Here is a 21,841-nt window from a genome sequence, read left to right as displayed (position 1 = left end):
TGCGCAGCGGCGGCACAAGGGGAGAGCGCGCGGCCGCCGCGACGCGGCCGTGGTGCGGGCCCTGGGTACGCGCGATCGTCCGTTCAGGAGCCGTGGAACTGCACGCGACGGTTCACGGCGGCGTACGGATCGGAGTCTGCGATCGGCCGGTCTTCGCCATAACCAACCGTCTTCAGGCGTGCGGCGTCGATGCCGTGGCGCTGCACCAGATAGTCACGCACTGCGCGGGCGCGGCCCCGCGACAGCTCGAGGTTGTAGGCATCGCTGCCGACGGCGTCGGTGTGGCCTTCGACCGTGACGATGCTCTTCGGCGCAAGCAGCTTGATGCCTTCGGCCAGCGCGTCGAGTTGGGCCCGTGCGGCCGGAAGGATGTCAGCGGAGTCGAAGGCGAAGCGTACCGGCAGGGACAGCGCCGAGGCGTCCACGTTCGAGTCATCACGCGCAATGGGCACAGAGGCCGAGGTACGCGCCGAGGTCTTCGCCAGTGCAACCGCCGCCGCCGCGACGAACTTCGTCGGGGCGGCAGGTGCATCATCGAGCAGGCGGATCGAACGGGTCTTGCCGAGCACCGCCGCCACGTCCAGCGGGTTCACGAGCTGGCCCTCACGATAGACGATCACCTTCTCGGCCTTCACCTGGGGGGTGATCAGGGCGGCGGCGAGGGCGAGGGCGAGGGTGCTGAAGTAGCGGGTCATTTCGGGCTCCTTGGGCGTTGGATTCGTCAATGCCCATGGGTTGCGCGCGCCGCCTGGTCGGTTCAATCTTTCTCGATCGACCCGATGCCGCGGATGGAACGTGTCACCACCGGGTCGCCGTGATAGCGCACGTGGCCGACACCCCCGATGCGCACCGCCAGCGTGGTGCTGGCAGCAAGTCGCACTTCGCCATTGCCATCGATCGTGACTTCGGCGCGCTCGCTGGCGAGCTTGGGTGCCAAATAGCTGCCCATGCCGGTGATGGCAAGTTGCTGCGCCATCACCTTGCCGCCCCCGACAGCGACTTCGCCGGCGCCGGTGATCCGCACGTCGAGGCTGCGCGCGTTTTCCAGGCGATCGAGGCGGATCGAGCCACCGCCCGCCAGCACCAGCGCGAGCGCGTCACTGCGCAGCGGTCCGATGCTGATCGCACCGGCGGTGCGCGACTCGAAGGCACGCAGTGCGCGGACGCCGAGCTTCATCCGGATCGGCTGCTGTGTCTCGATCCGGCCGGGCGCCAGGCCGATGAGCAGGCGCCGGCCCTGAACCTCGGTCGTGATCTTGCGCAGCACCGCCGGCTCGGCTTCCAGGGTCAGCGTCTCGCGCGGGCCCTGCTCGATGCTGACCTCGCCGGCGACGGCGAACACGACCTGGTCGAAGTCGGCGACGCTGCGGGTTTCGGTGGCCGCCTGTGCCGGCTCGGCAAGGATCGCGGCAAGAACCGCGGCCGAAGCCGCGGCCCGAAGCGTCCCCCGCACGGGGAACACACGGGTGAACCAGTTCATGGTGCGGCTCCTGGGTTGCGATGAGCCGTGGCCTCAGCGCGGCAGCGCGAGGTTGGGTGCCGCGGGGTAGGGGCGCGCCTGGCAGGTGGTCCAGCCGGCATCGGTGACGATCACCGCCCCGCCGTCGCGGTCGATCGCCACCAGCTTCGCACCCTGCCGTGCGTCGGGGCCCAGGGTGACCGGCCCCTCGTCGAACAGCAGGCGGCCGTACTGCCAGCAGCGCAGCCGATAGGTGCCCTGCGCCTTCTGTCTCGGCACCGGCGTCGAGGCCGGGGGGGCGGGCGGGAGCCCGGACCCGACGCGATCGTCGGTGGGGGCGGCCGCGGTGGCGACGCCTGCCGTCGCGCCGAGGGGCAGTTGCAGGACGCCGATGGCGGCGACCAGGGCGACCGCGCTCACAGCGGCCAGGCGGATGCCGAGCTGCTTCGCACGGCCAGGACGGGACTCATTTGGCTTGGACACGGAAGTTCTCCTGGGCGAGCGTGCCGCCGCTGGCTTTGAGGAAGGCGCTGCGGATCAGTTCGAGCGTGGCGCCGGGGAGGGGTTCGAAGTCAGTGCCGACCAGCGCCTGCGGCAGCGAAGCCATCACGTCGCGCTGCGTCGCGAAGCAGGAGACGGTCTCGGGTACGCCCTTCGTGTTCATCGTGAGCTGGAAGCGCATCGCGCCGGGCAGCGCGAGCGGTTGGGCCGCGGCGACGCGCGAGTCGCGGGCGAAGCGGTTGGGGAAGAAGCGGATGACCTTGGCCTCCTCGTCCTGCAGGTAGCAGTAGACATGCGCATCCTGCGAGGGCGCGAGGGCCAGGTTGATCGCCTCCCCGCGGGCGAAGCGGGTCTGCTGCTTCGGGGTCGTCAGCGAGAGCTTGAGCGGCGCCGCCTGTGCGTGGGCCGCCTCGGCTGCCGGGGTGGCTGCGGCCCTTGCGGCTGTTGCGGTCGTTGCGGCTGCGGCCACCGGGATCGATGTGGGGGCTCCGGCCACCGAGGCCGGCGCGACGTAGCGTGCAGGCTGGTCCGGCCGCTTGATCTTGGTGTGGTCGGCGGCGAGGAAGGCGTAGAAGAACTCCTCGTTGAGCACCGCCTCGCGGCTGAGGCCCAGCGCAGCGCGGTAGTTCGCGATCGCCTCGTCGATGGCCGGGTTGAATTCGCCGTCGATCGGGCCGTCGTAGAACGCGCGCCGGCGCAGCTGGTTCTGGAAGTAGGCGATCAGCTCGATGCGCGTCGACGCCATCGCGTGGTACCAGTCGAACATCTCGAGGCGCGTTTCGTCGTTCTTCTTCGGGTCGGTCACGCCCAGGCAGGTCCAGTACGGAGTCTTGGTGAGCTTGCCGATGAGTTCGACCGCCGCGAGCTCGACCAGCCCGCGCAGCGCCTGCGTCTGGCCTTCGGCCTTCGCCAGGTTCATGCTGTAGTTGATGCCGAACTTGTGATACGCAGCATCGCCGTCGATGCCGCTGCCCTGCTTCAGGATCATCACCGAGTTGCGCGAAGTGACGCCCGCGAGCACCGCCATGTCGCTGGTCGTCAGCACGCTCAGGTCGAGCGCCAGCATGCTGGAGCCCGCATCCTTTGCCGCGCCGAGGTTGATGAAGGGCGCGAAGCCGATGCCGATGTCCTTCTGGTTCTTGACCAGGTTCTCGTCGAACTGCGACACCGAGCCCTTGATGTCGTACAGCGGGATGGCCTGGTAGGCCGACGCGCTTTGCGCCGAGGCGAGGTAGCTGATGACATTCGCCGTGTCCTTCCCGAACGCGACCAGGCGCACCGCCCGGCTGCGCCGCGACATGTCCGACACCGACGAGATCAGCATGTCGCGCGTGCCGGCGTTCAGCTTCTTCGTTTCGTCGGCGATTTCCTCGGTCAGCATCGTGATGTCACGCACGCCGTAGTCGAGCAAGAGCGTGTCCATGCAGCGCAGCGCATGCGAGAAGCCGGTGATCGAGCGCTGGGGCCGGTCCTCGGGCCCCTTGCGGATCTCGTTGGTCTGCTCGATGGTGGGCTGCTTGACCTCGAGCGTCTGGCAGCCGGCGAGTGCAATGAGGGCGGCGGCAAGCGCGAGGAGGCGCGCGACTTTGGGCGGTTTCATGTGAGATCTCCCTTCTGCGGGACGTCCGCTTAGCGGCACCCGCCGCGGCCGACGATGTTGATCGCGTTGGGTGCGAACACGAAAACCTCGCGCGGGCCGGCGCCGATGCGCCCGCCGGTGTCGATGTTGCCGATGTTCTGACTCCCGCAGCTGGTGGAGTCCAGGGAATTTCCCTGTGACTTGCCTTGTTCGTCGGCCTTGCGCTCCTGGGCGGCGATGCGGATCTTTTCCTTCGCGATCTTCGCGCGGAAGCGCGTATCGACACCCATCAGCTCCTGCCCCGCCATTGCGTGGGCGCCGGCACCCAGTGTGGCGGCGGCGAGGACGATGCGGGCGGTGAGGGCGAGGCTTGCATTCATGGTGGTCTCCTGGGTGGGGAAGCGCCGGCGGGGGGAGACGCCGGCGCAGGGAAAGAAGAAGGACGAGGTCTTGTCTTACTTCGCGACGCCGACGCTCTGGTCGGCGGTGGACAGGAAGCCCGCGGCGGTGTTGACCTGGCCCGTGGCGAGCACCGTCGAGTTCGTCAGCTTGCCGCTGCCTTGCGCGCCGCCGATCTGCTGGTGCGCCGAGGCCAGGAAGCCGCCGGCCACGTTGCTCACGCCGGTGGCGCCGACGAAGCTGCCCTGGACCTTGCCGTCGTCCTTGGCGAAGCCCACTTCCTGGTTTGCGGTGCTCAGGAAGCCGGCGGCGGTGTTGTTCACGCCTTGCGCGACCACGGCGGTCTGGCTGATCTGGCCGTTCTGGGTAGCGCGGGCGATGCTCTGGTTGGCCGTCGACAGGAAGCCCGCCGAGGTGTTGACCGCGCCGTTGACGATCACAGCCGTGTTGCGGATCTTGCCGTTCTGCTCGGCCACGCCGACGTTCTGCCGCGCGGTGGACAGGAAGCCAGCCGAGGTGTTGACAGCACCGGTCGAGAACACGCCGGAGTCGGTGATCTCGCCGGCCATGGCGGCACCGAAGACGAGGCCGAGCGCGGCGAGGACGGAAAGTTTGGGAGCGGATTTCATGGTGGTTCTCCTGAAGGGTTGGCGGGTTGGGGGTGGCGGCATGCGCTTGCTTGCCTTCCGCTCCATGGGTTGCGGCGGGTCCGCAAACGGTTCAAGCGAATTGGCATTCGCGGCGGACAAGGCGAGCTGCAGGAATGAAAAGACCCGCCGGCGCGGATGCGCGGGCGGGCCGGGCGGCGACAGGCCGCGGGAGTAGCGGTAGCGGCTTACTTGGCGACGCCGATGCTCTGGTCGGCGGTCGACAGGAAGCCGGCGGCGGTGTTGACCGAGCCGGTGGCGATGACCGTCGAGTTCGACAGCTTGCCGTTGCCTTGGGCGCCGCCGATCTGCTGGCGGGCGGTGGACAGGAAGCCGGCGGCCGTGTTGCTGGCGCCGTTGGCGATGACCGTCGAGTTCTCGACCACGCCGCTGTCCTTGGCGAAGCCCACCTCCTGCGTGGCGGTGCTGAGGAAGCCGGCAGCCACGTTGTTCAGGCCGTTGCCGATGATCGTGCTGTTGGTGATCTTGCCGTCCTGCGTCGCGCGGCCGACGTTCTGCGTCGCCGTCGACAGGAAGCCCGCGGCGGTGTTGTTGGCGCCGTTGACGATCACGGTGCTGTTGGTGATCTTGCCGTTCTGTTCGGCCACGCCGATGTTCTGGCGCGCCGTGGCCAGGAAGCCTGCCGAGGTGTTGACGGCGCCGGTGGACAGCACCGTGGAGCCGGTGATCTCGCCGGCGATCGCGCCACCGAAGGCGAGACCGAGAACGACGAGGGCGGAAGCTTTGCGAACGAGTTGCATGATGATCTCCTGAGAGTGGTGACGAGGTTGATGGTGGGGCTTGCCGATTTGCCTGCCTTCCCGCTCCATGGGTTGCGGTCGGTTCGGAAACGGTTCAAACGATTTGTTCAGGCCTTGGCCGAGGATCTGAGAAGGGTTCAAGCGGATGTCGGGCGGGCTGCGCGCCAGCGTAGGATTGCCCGCCATGCTCGACAGGGCTCCGCCTGAACCGCCTCCCCACCCGCCACGCCTGACGGGCCTGCGCGGCGCCTTGAACGCGCTGCGCAATTTCGGGCTGGTCGGCCTCGGCACGCCTGGTGCCGGCGAGTACGACAGCTTCACGGCCAGCGATGGTCAGGTGGTTCCCGTCTACGTGCTCGGCAAAGGCCCGCCGCTGGTGCTGGTGCACGGGGTCGGGTGCTCGCATCGCGACTGGATGCCGGTGGCGCGACGGCTGGCGCGGCGTCATTGCGTGCTCGCCTGGGACGCACGCGGCCATGGCAGTTGCCGGCCGGTGCGCGGCAGCATCACGCTGGCGCGACTGGCTTGCGACCTGGCCGAGATGCTCGATCACTTCGGGCTGCAGCGTTCGGCGTTGGTCGGGCACTCCATGGGCGCGCTGACGCTGATGCAGTATCTGCATTTGTATGGCACGCAGCGCGTCGCGGCGGTGGCGCTGGTCGACCAGTCGCCGCGCATCGTGACGGACGACAGCTGGCGTCTCGGGCTGTTCGGCGGCTGCAGCGCGACGATGCTGTCGGGGCTGATCGCGGGTGCGCGCCAGGATCTGGCCGAGACGCTGTTGAACGAGGTCGGCACGTTCGGCGGCGCTTGGCTGAAGCGCCAGCTGGGTGTGGAAGCATCGCTCGGACGGATGCTGCGCCGGCGCCTGGGACGCATCGATGTCCGGCCATTGCTCGACCTCGCCGAGTCGATGGCGCAGGCCGACTTCCGCGCTTCGCTGTCGCGCCTCGACGCTCCGCTGCTCGTCGTGCTCGGGGCGCGCAGCCCGCACTACGCCGGTCTGCCGCTCGATGCCTGGTATCGCGACACGGTGAAGCACGCGCAGATCTCGGTTTACCCGCGTGCCGGCCATTCGCCGCATGTCAGTGAGCCGCTGCGCTTCGCGCGCGAACTCGAGCGCTTCTTGGACGACCACGCGTGAGCGCGGTTTGCCTACCCGCAGCGCCCCCTGTCGTCCGATTTGAAGCAGAAGTCGGTGGTCAGGCTCGACGACTCCCAGGGCACCTGCGCGCGGCCGGTATCTTCGGCCACACCGATGCGCACCCGCTTGAAGAGCTGCTCGATCTGCAGCCCCGGCGTCGGCAGGTTGGCCAGCAGGTGACGCGCATAGACGCTGTGCTTGCCGCTGGCGCCGTCGAGTGCCACGCCGTTCGGCGCGGTCGAGAAGGCCACCAGGGTGCCCACGGGCGCATCGAGCGTCGCCAGCCCACCCGGCGTCGCGCCGCGGAATCGCAGTCGCCGCCCATCGGGGCCGACAATGACGCCGCCGGCGAACGGGTTCACACGGCAGGCGTCGAGCACCACGATGTTGACGCCGGTGGGAATCGCGCTGAGTCGGTCGACGAACTCGCCGACGTCCGCACTTTGACGCTGGATGTCCGCTTCCGATTGCGGGTCGGCGTCGATCGGCACCAGGTAGTTGCGGCCTTTCACCTGAACGCCGTGGCCGGCATAGAACAGCATGCGGACCGAGGCCTTCGGAGCGCGCACCGAAAACTCGCGCAGCGACTCGATCAGTTCCGGCAGCCGCGTGTTCTGACGCAGGGTCACGTCATAGCCAAGGCCGCGCAGCGCCGCCGCGACCGCGCCGGCGTCGCCGGGCGGGTTCTTCAACGGTGCAGTGCGATACGCGCCGTTGCCGATCACCAGGGCGATGCGCGACTCGGCGACGTTGGCGTCGGCAGGGCCGCTCATGGCGGGACCGAAGGGCAGCGCTGCGGCGCCCAATGTGCAGCGCAGCAACATACGGCGGGTCAGCAGCGTGGCCATGGCGGCTACTCCCGAGGCGGCACGCCGGGCGCCAGCGAGGCGGCCTGAACGATCGGGGCAGCCTGCACCCGGGCGAGCGCTGCCGCTTCGCTGCCGGCCGGCACGCGCAGGTAGTAGTCGCCCAGCTGGCCCGGACCGCCGGCCAGCTCGCCGTGAACCTGGACCACCAGCATGCGGATGTCGGCCTCCTTGGCGTCGGGGGCGAAGCTGATCTTCAGCATCGGAGCCTCTTCGACGCGAACCGCGTGCAGTGCGCGGATTTCGTTCTCGTTCTCGCGTACGTCACCGAGCAGGTTCAGGATCACGCCGCCTTGCACTGCCACGAGCGCCAGCCCGGCCATCGCATAGCTCGGGCGCATGCCGAAGTTGCCGAAGAAGGCGCCGATGCGCTCGGCCAAGGTCGGACGGTCGCCCTGGATCAGGCGCATGGCGCGCGCCAGACCGATCGTTGCCGGTACGGCCGGGGCGTTTTCCTGTACGCGCTGCTGCAGCGAGCGATACCAGTCCAACTCGCTCCGGGCCTCGGGATTCTGTTCCAGGTAGGCGTCGACCCAAGCGCGCTCTTCGGCTCCCAGCGTGCCGTTGGCGTACCAGGGGAGCAGTTCTTCGAAGCGTTTGTTCATGATGCCTGTGCTCCCGTGGCAACGGTCGCACCCTGGCGGTGCGGCAACGATGAAAAGATCTCGACCATGGTGACCACCCAGAATTCTTCGGCTCGTACGAGCCCGCAACTGACCCGATCGTTGTCCATGCAAGCGGCGACTGTGGTGAGATCACGCAATATAGCGCGCGCGACCGACCGCACCGAGACCCCGATCTACCTGCACGGGACATGCCCGTGTCGCCTCTGGGTTGCGCGAGGTCGGCCGAAGGTTCAGTTTATTTTTGCGCGCTTGTCACGTACACCGCAAGCTTCAGGATGCGAGCGCGCCTTTGGCGTCGGGGGCGCCGCCCTCGCTGCGCAGCAGAGACTCCAGGCATTTCTTGATCTTCTGGCGGGCGTGGAACAGGCGCGTCTTGACGGTGCCCTCGGGACAATTCTGTACCTCTGCCACTTCAGCCAGGCCCATGCCCTCGTAAAACACCAGGTGCAGGCATTCGCGGTGCTCGTCCGACAGCTTGCCCATGCAGTGCTGTACGCCTTCGCGCCGTTGCTTGCCCGCCAACTCCGCGTAGCCGTCAGGCGTGTCCGAGGCGGTGATCTCGGCGATGTCCTCGAGATCTCCATGCACCTCGTCGGGCCGGCGCGCCCGATAGACCATCAGCGCCTTTCTGCGTGCGATCCCGATGAGCCACGTGGAAAACTGCGAATCGCCGCGAAAGCGCTGGGGGTGGCGCCAGACCTCATAAAGCGTGTCCACCAGGACCTCCTCGGCCCGCGCGTGGTCGTTCAGCATGTTGAGCACGTAGGCGTATACCTTTCGGCTGAACGCCTTGTACAGCTGACGAAACGCTGCCTGGTCTTCGCGGCCGATGCGTACGAGCAGCTGATTGACCTCGTCGTTGTCCATGCGGGCGGTGGCGGTGCGGCGGGGGTGACGGTGACGCAATATAACGTCATCACCCATCGGTATGAATGGAGCTGCGTGCGCCACTGGCGGCATCAGCCAGAATCGACCCATGAAGGACACGCCAACCACACCGCCTTCCCCGCAAGCGCCGAAGGTCTCATTTGCCTCGCGACTTTTCGGTTACGACGTGTTCATCTCCTTCGCGCTAGGTGGCCCGACGCGTGGATCGCAGAGCTACGCGTCGGACCTTGCCAGGCTGCGCGAGCGAGACCTGAGCGTGTTCTTCAGTGAGGACGAGGCGCCCCCCGGCGAACCGCTGTCCGACACCCTGAGACGTGCCCTGCTGCGGTCGAAGTTGCTGGTGGTGATCATCAACCGCGACACGCTAGAGGTGCCGAATTGGCTGCGTACCGAGGTCGAAACGTGTCGATCGAAGTGCCCGGGCCGGCGCCAGCAGCACGGGGTCGCTCATCGAAGCAAGGCCCCGCATGCGCGGCGTTTCGAACATCGACCAGAGATCGACGCGCAGCAAGTTGCGCTTGCTGTTGTTCGCGGCTCGATCCGGGGTAACCGTATCGCGGGAGCCGAAGCCTAAACCGGCTCGCGCTCAGCCGAAGGTGGAGCCGCCAGAAGAGGAGCCGTCGCTATTCTGGTATCGGCGGGCAGCTAGACACTGCCGAACCTCGGCGGCCGAGCGGATGGGGCGATCGGCGTGTGATCCCCACCCGCTTTTTAGTCGTCGTGATGGCCGTGACGCCTCTCGCGTTTCCGTTCGCCCCGGTGCTCGTGGCGGTCGTCGTCCCAGTCTTCGCGCCGACTGTGCCGGCGGTAGCCGGGCTCGTAGTAGGTTGGCGCGGGGCCATAGTAGACCGTGGGCGGCGGGGCGACATAGACCGGCCGCGGCGGAGCAACGTAGACGGGCGCCGGCACGTACACCGGGGCCGGTGCAGGAACGGCGACCACGCCTGGGAGGTTTATACCGATGCCAACGTTGACTTCGGCGAATGCAGGCGCCGCGATCAGCGCAGTGGCGGCCATGATGAAAGCGGATCGATCAAAGCGCAAAGTGAAACTCCACATAGATGGCGATTGCGAGCGCGAGCCCGGAAGGCAAAGAGCAGAGTGTAGTCAGTGGCCTTCAGGCGGCTCCAGCGTGCGTGGGGCCATTTCAGACGGACTACGGCCTGGCGCTTTCCCGCGAGTCGCCGAACCGCCGGGCCGGGTTCTCGAATTCCTCGTGTGCAACCTCGATGGGGTCACGGTCGGTTTTTGAAGAGTAGAGCTCGATTCCCAAGTCCGCGAGTTGCTCCAATGGGACAGCTCGATTGGAGAGCCTGGAATACTCCTGCGTGAAGCCGCGCAGCCATGCCTCAGCCGGCGAGAGGGTGTAGCCGGCGATGACGATGGGCGCGGCAGGCTTCCACATGGCACTTGATCCGATGGGTGTCTTGCATTCCATCGCCGTCATCCTAGGCCCTAAAGATTGCTGTTCCGGGGTATCTGCGTTTGCTGACGTTTCGGTGGGTAACGGGACCTTCAATCGTCTTCAGGTACGGCAACGAATTCCCTTCGGGCGGGCCGCGCTCATGAGAGCCGAGCCTGTTCACGCAATTTCTATGCGCGCCCCGATCGTTTCTCAGGCGCACCGGTGAACGGACTACGGTCCGGCGGCGCGCTTCTTTCATACAGACTTCCGGGGCCGGCGAACCATGCGTCAGTTGGCGCTTCGTGAGCGGCTCGAGACCCAGTATGGCGGCCAGCTGGTCCCCCTGAATCCCTCGGCGAACGCTACTTCGACGCCGCCTTGCCGTAGTGCTCGGCCAGGTACGTCGCGATCACGTCGACGTCCTCCTTCGGTATCGGTGCACCGAAGGCGTTGATCATCTTGTTGATCGAGGCGGTCCATCCGGCCTTGTCGAGGAAGCGCGCATTCATCTGGATGTAGTCGAGGCTGTGACAGGCGATGCACTGACCCACCTTGTCCTTGCCCGGTCCGTCGACAAGCTGCACCCGCGATTCCTGCGAGAGTGCGCCGCCGGCGAGGGCGCAGACGACGACACCAGCGCTCGAGCGCGCGACCAGGCGCATCAGTGCTCTCATACAACCTCCACCGGTATGCGCTGGATCACGTTGTGGTGATACCCCGCGGGGTTGTGGATCAACTGCTCGACCTGCGTCTCGCCCGCGCGGCTCGTCGCCCGCGCCATGACGAGCCTCGTTCCGGTCTGCATCGCCGGCGCGCTCCACGAGAAATCCCGGAACGAGAAGCGCCCGAGTTCCTTGCCCAGCGCGGCCTCCTGCCAGGTCACGCCGCCGTCGATCGAGACTTCGACCTTGGCGATACCCGAGCCGCCGTCCCATGCCAGGCCCTTGACGACGATCGCCTTGCCGCGCCGGACCTTCTGCCCGCTCGACAGCGAGGTGATGAGGGAGTTCACGACCATCGTCGTGATCGGCTCGTTGGCCTGCCCAACCTGCGATGCGAAGCTAGGCGTCCTGAACTTGCCTCGCGGCAGCCGGTAGGCCGTGCTCATCCAGAAGTTGCCCTCCGGCTTCGAAACGACCTTGATACCGACGAGTGCCTTGATCCAGTATGTCCCCGTCCACCCTGGCACGACGAGCCGCGCAGGAAAGCCGTTCATGTGGGGGAGCGGTTTGCCGTTCATCTCGAACGCGATCAAGGTGTTCTTGTCCAGCGCGATCTCGAGCGGCAGAGACTTGACGAAGTCCGGCGTCCTGTCGATGACGGGATGATCGGCGCCGTCGAACACGACTTCAAGTGCGTCAGCCTTGATGCCGACCGTCGCCAGCACGTCCTTGAGCCGCACGCCCTTCCAGACCGCGTTGCCCATTGCCCCCACGCCCCATTCGATTCCCGGCACATGCGGCTCGAACAGCCCACGCCGGTTGCCCGAACACAGGCACACTGCAGTGATCTCTTCGGGCTGGAACTCCTTGCGCAACTGGGCCATCGTGAACCTGCGCTCGCGCTCGGCGCTTTCGCCGCCGACGGGCAGCACCCAATCCTTGACGTCCACTTGTGGAATGCCGGCGAGGTGCCAGCGGACGAAAAAGGCATCGTTGCGCGTGATCGGCGTGCGCAGGTACTCGATCGGCGTCTCGAAATTCGGAGGGCGGTAGGTCTTCTTGATCAAGGGCAACTTGCCCGGCAGCGCGTACAGATGCTGCGAGGCAAGCGCCCCGTCGGGAATCTCGGCCAGCCCCAATTCGGCGGTGCCGCCGACTGCAGCGGCAAGGGCGCGACGAGGCCCCAGCAGCGCCAGCCCACTCGCTTGTGCCGCACCCAGTACCAGGAGCCGGCGGCGAAGCTCTCTCTTGCGCGCGAGTGAATCCTTCATGACCACCCCTTCGACAAGCCGCGACCGGTCTCCGGTCGGGTGGACAGCCCGGCAGGGCTCACGTGCCTTTATAGCGTCGGGACGAGACACGTCAAGCCGCGACTCCGTCGGCCCACCATGTGCGCGAACTCCTTGATCTCCAGCGCCAGGCGCCAGCCAGACGCATTAGCTCGTCGATGCGCTCCCTATACGCGGCGAGGGAGCAGCCATCGAGCTGACAACGGGCAGCCACCCGATTGAGCTCCAGGTGGGGGTGATCGTACTTATCTGCAAATGGGTGCGCTTTGGGTCGAAAAGTCTTGGGATGGTCTGCAAAACCGGCCCGCGACTTGCATGGTCTGAAAACGAGTCGACCCGTGTCTGCACCTGCAACTTCCCTTCAACGAACTGCTGTTGAAGGACGTCCAGGCGCTGCATCAGCGGCGCGCCTTACGAATGGGCCTCTGCCAGCGCCCCCGCCCGTGCGGCCAGCTGATCGCGCAAAGCGCGCTCGGTCTGCTGGGCCCTGCTGCACATCGCGCAGCCCCTGGCGCTCGGCGCCGAGCAACTGGGCCGCGGTCGACGGCCAAAGGGTGGAGTTGCGCTTGTGTGTCAATTGTACTAACATGGCGTACATGTTCTGTAGGAGAGTGCCATGACAACCGCCACCCGCTCCGCGCGCCTTGGATTGCGTGCAACGCCCCAGCAGGAGACAGTGCTGCGCCGGGCTGCTGAGGTTTCCAACAAGTCGATGACGGACTTCATCCTTGACAGCGCCTATCAGGCTGCCGAGCAGACCTTACTTGACCAAAGGCTGTTCTTGGTAACGAGTAGTCAATCGCAAGCATTGCTGTCGTTGTTGGATCGACCGGAGCAAGAAAACCCTGGTCTGAAGGATTTGTTTTCTCGGCGCGCGCCCTGGAACGCGTAATGGCGTTGAGTGCACCGCAGTCACTGGATGCCCGCCATCAATTGGATGCTTTCGATTGCGGCAAGCCTGCGCTCAACGACTGGTTGACGCGGCATGCGCGGCAGGCACAGGCCAGTGGATCGTCCAAGACCTATGTGATTGCGGAAGACGAGCGCATCGCCGGCTACTTCAGCCTGACGGTGGGTCAGATCGACACGCTTGAAGCTCCCGATCGTGTGCGCAAGGGCATGGGCAGCTACCCCATACCCGTAGTTATCTTGGCCCGGCTCGCCGTATCGTTGTCAGATCAGGGGCGCGGTATCGGAATCGGAATGCTTCAGGACGCGATTCGGCGCACCCTGGCCATTGCTGACCAAGCTGGCGTGCGGGCCTTGCTGACTCACCCCATCGACGAGGAAGCGGCACGGTTCTATCTGCGGTTTGGCTTCGAGTCTTCGCCGGTACGCGAACAGCAGTTGCTTCTGCTTCTCAAGGATGCGCGTCGGTTGGTACGAGCCCCATCGCACTGGTGATCGAGGCCGGATCCGGTGAACGGAGCCGAAAAACGAAGAAGTAAGAAGATCGAAGATGGCTGACGCGGCCCGCGATCACTCTGGACCGTCTCGAGTCGATTGGCTTCGCGCATGGACATGGTGATAGTTGCCGCCCGAGTTGCCATCGCTGTGCCTCGGATCCAGGAGCTGGACCGGGCAATGATGCGACATTTCTATTTAGACCTCTGCCTTCGCAGACGCTCGGCTAAAGACCTCTGCCTTTCAAATGCGACATTACTATTTGGGGCCTACACACGGGCTGGATGCAAGCCTTGTTGTTAAATCGCGGAGAACGCGTCTGAAGGCGAGGCCGGCTAAACCGAGCAGGCTCGCTCGGGCACCTTAGCGCTCGAGCGGGCGCAGGGGAAGGGATTCCTGCGAAAGGAAAGGGGGGTTTTCAGAGCCACGCTGGCGGCGCATTGACCTGGCGCGCGACATCCAGGAACTGCTTGACGAACTCAGTGCGCGGGGTATTGCGGTCGTTGTGTCTTGGGGCATGCGCTTCATGAAGGGGAACGGCAAGCTGGCGCACATGGACAAGTTTCCCCTGCATCAAGGGACCGTCTACCTCGAGCGGGTGACGCACCTCCGCAAGCCGGGAATCCGAGGTCTGACGCCAGTGAAAAGGGGGTACGAGGCAGCCGGGAGGGGTTGCACCGTATCCGTCATCGGTTTTCGCTGCGGAGTCCCTTGTTCGGGGCGCGAGGGCCTCTTGCGTCGCGCGGCCGCGCCCATAGGAGCGCGGGAAGTGGACGCGACAAGGTCGAGGCCAGGGCGGGCCGGCTTCCCCGGCTTCGTCAACGAGTCTGTTCGTGAGCCTGAAGCGGCCGCGCCGGTGCTTGCGGCCCAGCAGGAAGAGGACAGGCAGCGAGCTCAGCCCGCCTGCTGCTGCGTCCAGCCCAAGCGCTGTACCGTTGCACGTTGTGATGTCATTCAATTGAATTACAATAAATCCGTTGTTCCCTGACTTGGAGGCCCGCCATGGTCGCAAACGCATTGGTACAGACCCGCATCGACGCTGACGTGAAGGAGCGCGCCACCGCAGTGCTCGACAACATCGGCCTCACCGTCTCGGACGTGATGAGGATAGTTCTGACACGTGTGGCCAAGGAGGGCGCATTGCCGGCGGGTTTTACCGTTGACGCTGCGGCCCATGACGCCTGGTTCCGAGCCAAGGTGCAGGAGGCCTTGGATGATCCGAGCCCCGCCGTCCCGCACGAGAAAGTTGAAGTGCATTTCGCCAAGCGCCGCGCAGCTGCGCTGCTCAAAGCGGGTGAAGGTAAGGCGTGAGGCTGGAGTGGTCGCCGTTGGCGATGGATGACCGGGAGCGGATTTTCGACTTCATCGAACAAGACGATCCGCGCGCGGCGATTGCAGTGGACGAGCGCATCGCCACGCAAGTGCTGGTGCTGTTGCAGTTTCCAGAAGGCGGACGTCCAGGGCGCGTCGAAGGGACGCGCGAACTGGGGTAGTCGTACTTATCGTGCAGATTGGTGCGCTTTACTCTGAAAACCCGTTGCACGACAAGCACTTACGTTTTCGGCACTTCCGAGCGCTCCGTATTTTTCGTGCAGATTGGTGCGCTTCGGCCCAGGTGGCCCTATGAGGGCCGCACCCCGAGGTATCCCACGATCTGCCCGGTCAGATCTCTTCGCTCAGGTCGCGAAACTCCAGCTTGAACTGCCAGCCCTCGAAAGTCGCCACCATGCGGCCGAGTTCGTCCCAGGAAATCTCACGACCATCGATGACGACCATCGGCACTCGATGATCCTCGTCGGGATCGCTATTGACGGTGCCACGCAGGATCAGGCGATCGTTCACCTGCGGCCCGTGATCGGTGTCCTCGAGATGGGTGAGAGCCAAGGCCCGGCGCATCTTGCCAATGAGCCTGCCCAGCAACTCCAGAGGGTCGTCGTCTGGCTCGTCGATCACCTGAAACCGATAGCCGGCCGGGCAGCCATCGCGCAGCTCGAATGCGTCGATCGCCACGCCTGGCCCGAACAGCCGGGTGCGAAACTGGAACTCGTGCTTGGCGCCACGGGCGTCGACCATGCAGACGGGTTCGAAGCCCACATGCTCGAACCCCTGCAGACCGAGTTGGCTGGCGGCGGCCTCGTTGAAGCATCGGCCGCAGAGCTGCCTGTAGCCGCCCTCCATCGACCCGTAGTTCACGACATCGTGGGCGACCGTGGGCTGACGGCAGGCGTCGCAGGTGATTGGCTGCATGGGTGGTGCGGTGTGTGTAGGCGAGACGAATGTAGGCTACGAACGCGGCGCCGCGAACCGATCGGCCACCTGCTTGGCTCGCCGGGCATCGTCGACGTGCAAGTACATCGAGGTCGTGGCCAGCGAGGCGTGCCGCAGGTTGTCGCGCACCGTGGTCAGCTCGGCGCCGCCTTCGAGCAGGTGGGTGGCATGCGTGTGCCTCGTCCAGTGAGGAGTTGCCTGCCGCAACTTCTCGGCGAGGGTGGGGGTGCCTTCCTCCACGACTTCGGCTGCAGTGGTGAAGAACCGCTTCATCACCCGCCATAGGCGCCACGAGGAAATTCCACTGGCATCTTCTCCAAGGCTGCCAATCAGCGGGGTCGATGGACGCCACTTCGATGGCGTCGCGGGCAGCCCTCGTTGAACGAGGTAGCGGTCAAGGGCTGCGCGGGCCAGCGGTGGCAGCACGACCTTGCCGGCCTTGTGGCCCTTGCCAATGACCCGGATCCACGTGTCGCCGTGTGCGTCCGAATCGATCGCACCGAGTTGCGCACCCACGAGTTCGCTGATGCGAAGGCCCGTGGCGTAGGCGAAGTCCAGCATGAAGCGCACCCGCTGTGCGGCCGGCGCGCTCCAACCGTACGACCACTCCAGGCCTTCGGCGACGACTCGGACGAGCTTCCACTCATGCTCGGTGAAGGCGTGAGCCGTGTCGAGCTGCGCCGGCCGGCCGCCTCGCACCTTGACGCCGGCGAATGGGTTGGCCAGCACGTAGCACTGCTCAATGAGCCAGCGGTACAGGGCGTTGAGCACCGACAGCGCGTAGGCCGCCGAGCGCGCCGAAAGGTCGCCCGCGAAGGGACGCCACGCCGGCGACGACCTCGGCTGCGGTGCGCCGACCCAGCGCGCCCGTGGGCTTGGATGACGCAGGAAGGCGCGGTAGGCAATGGCGTCCTCGGTGGTCAGTGACGAAAGAGCCCCCCCTCGCTCGGCGATCGCCCACAGGATCAGCCGTTCGGCCTCCTTGCGGTAGGCCCGCTGGGTTGCCGCCGACTCGTGCAGCGACAGCCAGGCGTTCAAGGCCTGATAGTCGTTGCTGGCGTCGAGCGCACAGCTGTCCAGCGGCGCTCGAAAGGTGCCCCGTGAGCCATCGACGTCTCCAGGGACGACAAGTCGCTCCCAGGGGACCAGTTCCTGCCTCTGGTTTACTGTGATCAGCGATCGAGCGCGTTCGGTGAGCGCAGGGTGCTGGGCAAAGAACGCCTCGATGTGGCGGGCGCCGGCCGGCCCGAGCCCCCCGATGCCGGCCCACCAGCGCCGGCGCCTGGGCACGCGCAGGGTCAGGTCAGCCAGCGTGCGGATGCCCGTCGCGTGCAGGACGCCCACGAGCCGCACGGGTAGCCAGCGCTCGACGGCGTCGCCGATGAGCGGCTGCGGAGGCGGCATTCCACGCAGCGTCTCGATGGCGGCCGCGGCGGCCTTTGCGAGTTTCCGATCGGATGGACTGGTCGCCGCGAGTGAGGCAGCGAGGTCCGCCCGCGCACGGCTCGTCGCGAAGGCCACGAGCTGGCGCTTCACCCGCCCGATCACCGAGCGCGCCGACGCGGCTACAGACCGGCGGTCGGACAGATAGCGATCCACGGCGGCGCGGCTGGGCACCCCTTGAAGCCAGGCGCGGAATGCGGCCAGCGAAGCCTCGTCTGGCCAGGTGGAGTCCACGGGCGAGTCCGATGGCGTTGACTGAGCGTTTTCCATGCACGCCAGTTTAGATCGGCGGCAAGCATGCCAAGCTAATGTTGTTTATCTTGGTAGCGTTGCCGAATCGCGATGTTTCACATGAGGTTGGCCGCCTTGCCTCGTCTGCAGGCCGCAGTAGTCGATGTGGTCGTGTCCCAGGGCAGGAGGCGTACGACGCAGGGCGGAACAGTTGCCGATGCAGCAGAGATGCCTCGCGTCCTGCGGCTGCTGGTCTCTCAACACGGTTGAGAGTTCTGGCAGGTTCCGCGCGGGGGGCGCTCGAGTAAGCCGCTTCAGTCGAAGGTCAGGCTCAGGTTGATTGCCCCAGCCATGCTGAGCGACCAGAAAGCTGCCGCCCGTGGGGACCAGCCATCGGCCAGGAGCAGACGCTGACGGATGACTGCAAGTCGGTTAATCGTCCGTGCGTACGCCCGGGGCGGAACTGACAGTTTCGGTGATAGACGGCACGCGGGTCACGAGGGCAGAAAGGACAGTCGCGCACACTTGCCAGTATCTGCGCAACTGGCCACGTTGCCGTTGGAGTAGGGTAGCTACAGACGACCTATGGACGCTCACTGCCGTCGGCTACTGTTTGCTCCGGCTTGCCTGCCGGCGATCAAGGCAACTTTGCCCGGAAGCTTTGTTGAGGTTGACCGGTCTATGGCGCAGGTCAACTACTGGGTGCCGGTGACCCACGCCCGGCTGCGTATTGTCAAGGCACCCCTGGCGCCAGCACCTGCTGCATCGCCAGGCGGATCTGCGGCAGACGCTCCAGCGCCGTGCGCCGGCCACAGTCGACCATGGCCTCGGCCGCCGCAAAGTTGAAGCCTTCGCCGACCGGGATCGGAACGGTCAGCGACAGGTCGGCGCGATCGGCCTGGGCGGCGGCGTCCCACCAGCCCTGCAAGCGCCAGGCACCGCCCATCGCGGCGCGCAGGCCGAACGGGCGACGCAGTCGCTGTTCGAAGCGATCGGCAGCGCGCGCAGCATCGGGGGGCGCCTCGGGATAGGTGGGTCGGACCAGCGCGGCGAGCCTGAAGCCGCAGCCGCGCGCAGCGAGCAGGTCGACCGGCAGGCGCGACACGACCGCACCGTCGACGAGTACCGAGTCGCCGAGCCGGACCGCGGCGAACACCCCCGGGATCGCCGCCGTGGCCCGTGCCGCCGGCGCCACGGCGCCGCTGTCGAGCACGGCACGCTTGCCCATCGTCAGGTCGGCCGCGACGACCGCGACCGGCAACCGCAACTGCGCAAACGTGGCATCGCCATACAGCTCGCGGGTGAGCGTCGTCATGCGCGATGCGGAGATGAGCGAGGCGCGTGGCAGCCATTGCATGCCCCTGGCGCGCGCGAAGTCCGCGACCACGCGCAGGACGTTCTCGGTCGCCGCGCGCGCGCTGCCGAATCGGGCAAAGGCCAGTGCCACGGCACCCCCCATGCTCGAGCCGCAAAGGAAGTCGATCGGCAGCCCGTCGCTTTCCAGGACCTCGAGCACCCCCAGGTGCGCCAGCCCGGCAGCCGCGCCCACGCTCATGGCCACGCCCACCTCCCGGCCGCAAAGCCGCCGCACGAGGTGATCGAGCGCCGGCTGGCGCGCCCGCGACCAGTCGTCGCCCGATGCCGCAGCGTCGATCTCGTCGCGCGGCACCGCGTGGCACCAGCGCTGCAGTGCCGCCGCCCCGGAGAGCGCACCCGGGCGCCAGACGACGGGGGCGGCGTGCGTATCCGGGAGGCGGCGCAGATCGTCTGCGGTGACCAGCAACGCGTCATCGGCATCGAGCTCCGCCAGCAACGCCGCGCTGCCGGCCTGGCCGGTACCGAGCAGCAGCACTGCGTCGCTCGGCCCAACGTCCCGCCAGCGGCGAATGCGCTGCGCGCCGCTTGCCGCGTCGTCGCGCGACTCGTCGTGCTCGGAGCCGGGCGCGTAGTGCTGCAAACCGCGGGCAAGCGCCGCCAGCAGGATCGGGTCGCCTTCCTCCCCCGTCGGCACCAGCACGACGCGCGGCCGCGCCGCCGGCGCACGGCGCGTCCGCTCGCGAAGGCGCAGCCCCAGCAAGGTCGCGACGTTGCGGAAGAACGCGACCTCCTGCGCCATCGCCTCTAAGAGAACGGGGGCCGAGAGGACCCAGGTTCGCACATCGCGCTGGGCGACGACGTTGGCCGAGACCGGATCGCCGGTCAGCGCCGACAGCTCGCCGAAGCACTGGGGCGGCAACAGCAGCAGCCGCCGGCCACCCCCGGCCAGCTCGACGCGCACAGCGCCGTCGATCAGCCCGAACAGCTCGGCCGACGGCACGCCGGCGCGCAGGATGATGTCGCCCGCTTCGAAGCGACGCGTTTGCAGGTATCGTTCAAGGGAGGCGAGCGCCTCGGACGAAATGCCGGCGAACAGCGGGTGCAGGGCGAGCGCAGGCGTCATCGCGCCAGGCCGGGCACCAGGGCGTCCCGGCGCGCGACGTTCTCGATCGGCAGGGCAATCGGCGCGGCGAGCACGCCGAGCAGCAGGAACCCGCAACCTTCGGCGAGGACTGCGAGCGCCTCGGCGTGAAGCGTCCGGCGGCTGCAAAGGGGCGGCGGCTCGGCGATCATGGCCGCCAGTATGCCGCGGCGCGAGGGCGCCTCGGTGATCGGGTCGGGCGTGCCGTGGGGCAAAATCGTTCGTCCCATCCGCCACGCGTGCAACCGCCGGCCTTCGGATTTCCGGCGGTTCGACGGGTGGTCCGCAGCGCGCCCGACACCCATGCCGAAGATCGCCAAATCCGCCATCGTCGTCCCGAGCAAGCTCGACCCCGCCGCGCGGCAAGAGTTCATCGATGCGCTCTACAAGGTCCATTGCGAGGTGTTTGACGGCGTCAGCCGCGACTCGTTCGCGAAGTACGTGGTCGAGTCCCCGGCCGAGCACACCTGGATCAACGTGCACCGCAACCACGCAGGCGAGATCGTCGGCTACTTCGCGCTGCACATCTTCGAGCGTGAACTGGCCGGCAAGGCGAGCGCCATCTTTCGTGCCGAGGCCGGTACGCTGCGCGCTTACCGGGGTGGCAATACCAACACACGCTTCGGCCTCAAGCTCGGCGTGCCTTACCTGCTGCGCTACCCCGGGCGGCGCGTCTACTACCTCGGCTCGCTGGTGCACCCTTCGAGCTATGGCCTGTTTGCCAAGCACTTCGACGTGATCTGGCCGAGCACCCGGCATCCGCCGCCGCCGGCCGTGCTCACCTTCATGGACGAGCTGGCGAACTCGTTCGGCCTCGAGCGCGTGACCCTCGACAACCCGCTGACGCGACAAGTGCACTGGATCACGCGCGACTCCGAGGTCGAGCGCAACTACTGGCGCAACTGCGACAAGCCCGCGGCGCGCTTCTTCATCGAAGCCAACCCCGGCTACAGCGAAGGCGATGGACTCGTCACGCTGATCAGGGTCGACGCGCACAACCTCTGGCACATGATCTCGACCTTCTTCGCCGAGCGCTACACGCGGCGCAAGGAGGGCTTGATGGTGATGCTGTACCGCCTGCCCATCGGCGGCCAGCTGCTGCGCCCCGCCGAGGTCATCCGGCGCCTCAAGGCGACCGCACTGTTCGGCTCATTCGACGCACCCAGCCTCGCCACGCTGGCAAGCAGCGCGCAGATCGTTGCGCTCCCCGCGGGAAAAACAATCTTCCGTGCCGGCGACCCCGGCAACGAGCTCTACGTGATTGCGCGCGGCGCCGTCTATGTGCTGGCCGATCGCGAGGGCGCAGGCGAAGGCGAAGGCGAAGACGCCATCATCGACGAGCTGGCCAGCGGCGACATGTTCGGCGAGATCGCCATGCTCAGCGGCGAACGGCGCAGTGCCTCGCTGCGCACCGCCACCGCCACGCTGCTCATCCAGATTTCGCGCGCGGCGTTGTTCTCCATCCTCGAGGCGCATCCGAAACTGAGCGAGATCCTTTGGAAGAACTTCGCGGCGCGGCGCTTCGACGACTGCGTGCGTGGCCTGCCGACGTGGAAGACGATGGAGCGCGCGGCGCGGCTGGCGGTCGTCGACGCGGGGCAGCACCGGCCGCTGGCCGCCGGCGAGCGCGCCGAGGTGAGCGCCGGCGAGCTCTTGCTCGTGCTGCTGGGCACCGTGCAGGTCGAGCAGGCTGGCACATCGACCGTCGTGCGCGCGCCCGCCTTCTTCGATACGAAGCAGGCGATGGCAGTGACGGCCATTGGCGCGGCGCGCATCGTGCGCATCGCGCGTTGATGAACCTCGGATTCAAG

General features: G+C 66.8%; 25 protein-coding genes. 7 read left to right on the top strand and 18 right to left on the bottom strand.

Annotated elements, in window-relative coordinates; all coding sequences use genetic code 11:
• Positions 1–83: 83 nt before the first annotated feature.
• From ACSQ9I_RS34825 to ACSQ9I_RS34795, 7 genes are all read right to left on the bottom strand, one after another.
• Positions 84–695 carry an OmpA family protein gene (locus ACSQ9I_RS34825; RefSeq protein WP_436316542.1) on the bottom strand — a complete coding sequence of 204 codons (612 nt, stop codon included), beginning with the start codon at positions 693–695 and terminating at the stop codon, positions 84–86.
• Positions 696–757: 62 nt separating this feature from the next.
• Positions 758–1,480: a GIN domain-containing protein gene (locus ACSQ9I_RS34820; protein ID WP_436316541.1), complete on the bottom strand. Its 723-nt coding sequence runs from the start codon at positions 1,478–1,480 to the stop codon at positions 758–760.
• A gap of 33 nt (positions 1,481–1,513) precedes the next feature.
• Complete coding sequence (locus tag ACSQ9I_RS34815; protein ID WP_436316540.1) at positions 1,514–1,942, bottom strand: hypothetical protein; 429 nt, start codon at positions 1,940–1,942, stop codon at positions 1,514–1,516.
• Positions 1,926–3,560: a DUF4384 domain-containing protein gene (locus ACSQ9I_RS34810; RefSeq protein ID WP_436316539.1), complete on the bottom strand. Its 1,635-nt coding sequence runs from the start codon at positions 3,558–3,560 to the stop codon at positions 1,926–1,928. Before ACSQ9I_RS34810 ends, ACSQ9I_RS34815 begins: the two co-directional genes overlap by 17 nt.
• Before the next feature lie 29 nt (positions 3,561–3,589).
• Positions 3,590–3,919, bottom strand: a complete 330-nt coding sequence (locus ACSQ9I_RS34805; RefSeq protein WP_436316538.1) for a hypothetical protein — start codon at positions 3,917–3,919, stop codon at positions 3,590–3,592.
• A gap of 75 nt (positions 3,920–3,994) precedes the next feature.
• Positions 3,995–4,567 (bottom strand): hypothetical protein, encoded by a 573-nt coding sequence (locus tag ACSQ9I_RS34800; RefSeq protein WP_436316537.1) that lies wholly within the window; start codon positions 4,565–4,567, stop codon positions 3,995–3,997.
• A gap of 206 nt (positions 4,568–4,773) precedes the next feature.
• Positions 4,774–5,346: a hypothetical protein gene (locus ACSQ9I_RS34795; protein ID WP_436306512.1), complete on the bottom strand. Its 573-nt coding sequence runs from the start codon at positions 5,344–5,346 to the stop codon at positions 4,774–4,776.
• Positions 5,347–5,491: 145 nt separating this feature from the next.
• Here ACSQ9I_RS34795 and ACSQ9I_RS34790 point away from each other — a divergent pair, with 145 nt between their 5' ends.
• Positions 5,492–6,490, top strand: a complete 999-nt coding sequence (locus tag ACSQ9I_RS34790; protein WP_436316536.1) for an alpha/beta fold hydrolase — start codon at positions 5,492–5,494, stop codon at positions 6,488–6,490.
• Positions 6,491–6,501: 11 nt separating this feature from the next.
• On the opposite strand, the gene ACSQ9I_RS34785 is transcribed toward ACSQ9I_RS34790, so the two are convergent.
• The 3 genes from ACSQ9I_RS34785 to ACSQ9I_RS34775 form a co-directional block, all read right to left on the bottom strand.
• Positions 6,502–7,338, bottom strand: coding sequence for a caspase family protein (locus tag ACSQ9I_RS34785; protein ID WP_436316535.1), 837 nt, complete (start codon positions 7,336–7,338; stop codon positions 6,502–6,504).
• Between the two features lie 5 nt (positions 7,339–7,343).
• Positions 7,344–7,961: an anti-sigma factor family protein gene (locus ACSQ9I_RS34780; RefSeq protein WP_436316534.1), complete on the bottom strand. Its 618-nt coding sequence runs from the start codon at positions 7,959–7,961 to the stop codon at positions 7,344–7,346.
• A 291-nt stretch (positions 7,962–8,252) separates the two neighbouring features.
• Positions 8,253–8,849 carry an RNA polymerase sigma factor gene (locus tag ACSQ9I_RS34775; RefSeq protein ID WP_170855510.1) on the bottom strand — a complete coding sequence of 199 codons (597 nt, stop codon included), beginning with the start codon at positions 8,847–8,849 and terminating at the stop codon, positions 8,253–8,255.
• Positions 8,850–8,958: 109 nt separating this feature from the next.
• Here ACSQ9I_RS34775 and ACSQ9I_RS34770 point away from each other — a divergent pair, with 109 nt between their 5' ends.
• Entirely contained in the window at positions 8,959–9,444 is a 486-nt protein-coding gene (locus ACSQ9I_RS34770) for a toll/interleukin-1 receptor domain-containing protein (protein WP_436316532.1), read from the top strand.
• 137 nt (positions 9,445–9,581) lie between these two features.
• Here ACSQ9I_RS34770 and ACSQ9I_RS34765 read toward each other — a convergent pair whose 3' ends face one another.
• The 4 genes from ACSQ9I_RS34765 to ACSQ9I_RS34750 form a co-directional block, all read right to left on the bottom strand.
• Positions 9,582–9,914: a hypothetical protein gene (locus ACSQ9I_RS34765; protein ID WP_436316530.1), complete on the bottom strand. Its 333-nt coding sequence runs from the start codon at positions 9,912–9,914 to the stop codon at positions 9,582–9,584.
• Between the two features lie 112 nt (positions 9,915–10,026).
• Positions 10,027–10,275 (bottom strand): hypothetical protein, encoded by a 249-nt coding sequence (locus tag ACSQ9I_RS34760; protein ID WP_436316529.1) that lies wholly within the window; start codon positions 10,273–10,275, stop codon positions 10,027–10,029.
• A 362-nt stretch (positions 10,276–10,637) separates the two neighbouring features.
• Complete coding sequence (locus tag ACSQ9I_RS34755; protein WP_436316499.1) at positions 10,638–10,949, bottom strand: cytochrome c; 312 nt, start codon at positions 10,947–10,949, stop codon at positions 10,638–10,640.
• Complete coding sequence (locus tag ACSQ9I_RS34750; protein ID WP_436316498.1) at positions 10,946–12,208, bottom strand: molybdopterin-dependent oxidoreductase; 1,263 nt, start codon at positions 12,206–12,208, stop codon at positions 10,946–10,948. The genes ACSQ9I_RS34755 and ACSQ9I_RS34750 overlap by 4 nt, the downstream gene beginning before the upstream one ends.
• Before the next feature lie 634 nt (positions 12,209–12,842).
• Here ACSQ9I_RS34750 and ACSQ9I_RS34745 point away from each other — a divergent pair.
• From ACSQ9I_RS34745 to ACSQ9I_RS34730, 4 genes are all read left to right on the top strand, one after another.
• Complete coding sequence (locus tag ACSQ9I_RS34745; protein WP_436316528.1) at positions 12,843–13,118, top strand: DUF1778 domain-containing protein; 276 nt, start codon at positions 12,843–12,845, stop codon at positions 13,116–13,118.
• Positions 13,118–13,630, top strand: a complete 513-nt coding sequence (locus ACSQ9I_RS34740) for a GNAT family N-acetyltransferase (protein WP_436316527.1) — start codon at positions 13,118–13,120, stop codon at positions 13,628–13,630. Before ACSQ9I_RS34745 ends, ACSQ9I_RS34740 begins: the two co-directional genes overlap by 1 nt.
• 1,002 nt (positions 13,631–14,632) lie before the next feature.
• Positions 14,633–14,941, top strand: coding sequence for a type II toxin-antitoxin system RelB/DinJ family antitoxin (locus ACSQ9I_RS34735; RefSeq protein ID WP_436316526.1), 309 nt, complete (start codon positions 14,633–14,635; stop codon positions 14,939–14,941).
• Positions 14,938–15,123, top strand: coding sequence for a type II toxin-antitoxin system RelE/ParE family toxin (locus ACSQ9I_RS34730; protein ID WP_436316525.1), 186 nt, complete (start codon positions 14,938–14,940; stop codon positions 15,121–15,123). The genes ACSQ9I_RS34735 and ACSQ9I_RS34730 overlap by 4 nt, the downstream gene beginning before the upstream one ends.
• A 169-nt stretch (positions 15,124–15,292) precedes the next feature.
• Here ACSQ9I_RS34730 and ACSQ9I_RS34725 read toward each other — a convergent pair whose 3' ends face one another.
• The 4 genes from ACSQ9I_RS34725 to ACSQ9I_RS34710 all read right to left on the bottom strand — a co-directional run bounded on the left by ACSQ9I_RS34725 (position 15,293) and on the right by ACSQ9I_RS34710 (position 20,350).
• Positions 15,293–15,877 carry a DUF7686 domain-containing protein gene (locus ACSQ9I_RS34725; protein WP_436316524.1) on the bottom strand — a complete coding sequence of 195 codons (585 nt, stop codon included), beginning with the start codon at positions 15,875–15,877 and terminating at the stop codon, positions 15,293–15,295.
• A gap of 36 nt (positions 15,878–15,913) precedes the next feature.
• Positions 15,914–17,611 carry a phage integrase family protein gene (locus ACSQ9I_RS34720; RefSeq protein WP_436316523.1) on the bottom strand — a complete coding sequence of 566 codons (1,698 nt, stop codon included), beginning with the start codon at positions 17,609–17,611 and terminating at the stop codon, positions 15,914–15,916.
• A gap of 694 nt (positions 17,612–18,305) precedes the next feature.
• Positions 18,306–20,012, bottom strand: coding sequence for a patatin-like phospholipase family protein (locus ACSQ9I_RS34715; protein WP_436316522.1), 1,707 nt, complete (start codon positions 20,010–20,012; stop codon positions 18,306–18,308).
• A complete protein-coding gene (locus tag ACSQ9I_RS34710) occupies positions 20,009–20,350 on the bottom strand; it encodes a hypothetical protein (protein ID WP_436316521.1) in 342 nt (113 codons plus the stop codon). The genes ACSQ9I_RS34715 and ACSQ9I_RS34710 overlap by 4 nt, the downstream gene beginning before the upstream one ends.
• On the opposite strand from ACSQ9I_RS34710, the gene ACSQ9I_RS34705 reads away from it, so the two are divergent.
• The gene (locus tag ACSQ9I_RS34705) at positions 20,334–21,824 is read left to right on the top strand and encodes a cyclic nucleotide-binding domain-containing protein (protein ID WP_436316520.1); all 1,491 of its coding nucleotides are present in this window, start codon (positions 20,334–20,336) and stop codon (positions 21,822–21,824) included. The genes ACSQ9I_RS34710 and ACSQ9I_RS34705 overlap by 17 nt on opposite strands.
• Positions 21,825–21,841: the final 17 nt, after the last annotated feature.

It is taken from the genome of Variovorax sp. LjRoot84, assembly GCF_964254305.1.
Classification (GTDB): Bacteria; Pseudomonadota; Gammaproteobacteria; order Burkholderiales; family Burkholderiaceae_C; genus Variovorax.
The sequence above is the reverse complement of the archived record's forward strand: the minus strand, read 5'-3'. Positions and strand labels throughout refer to the sequence as shown.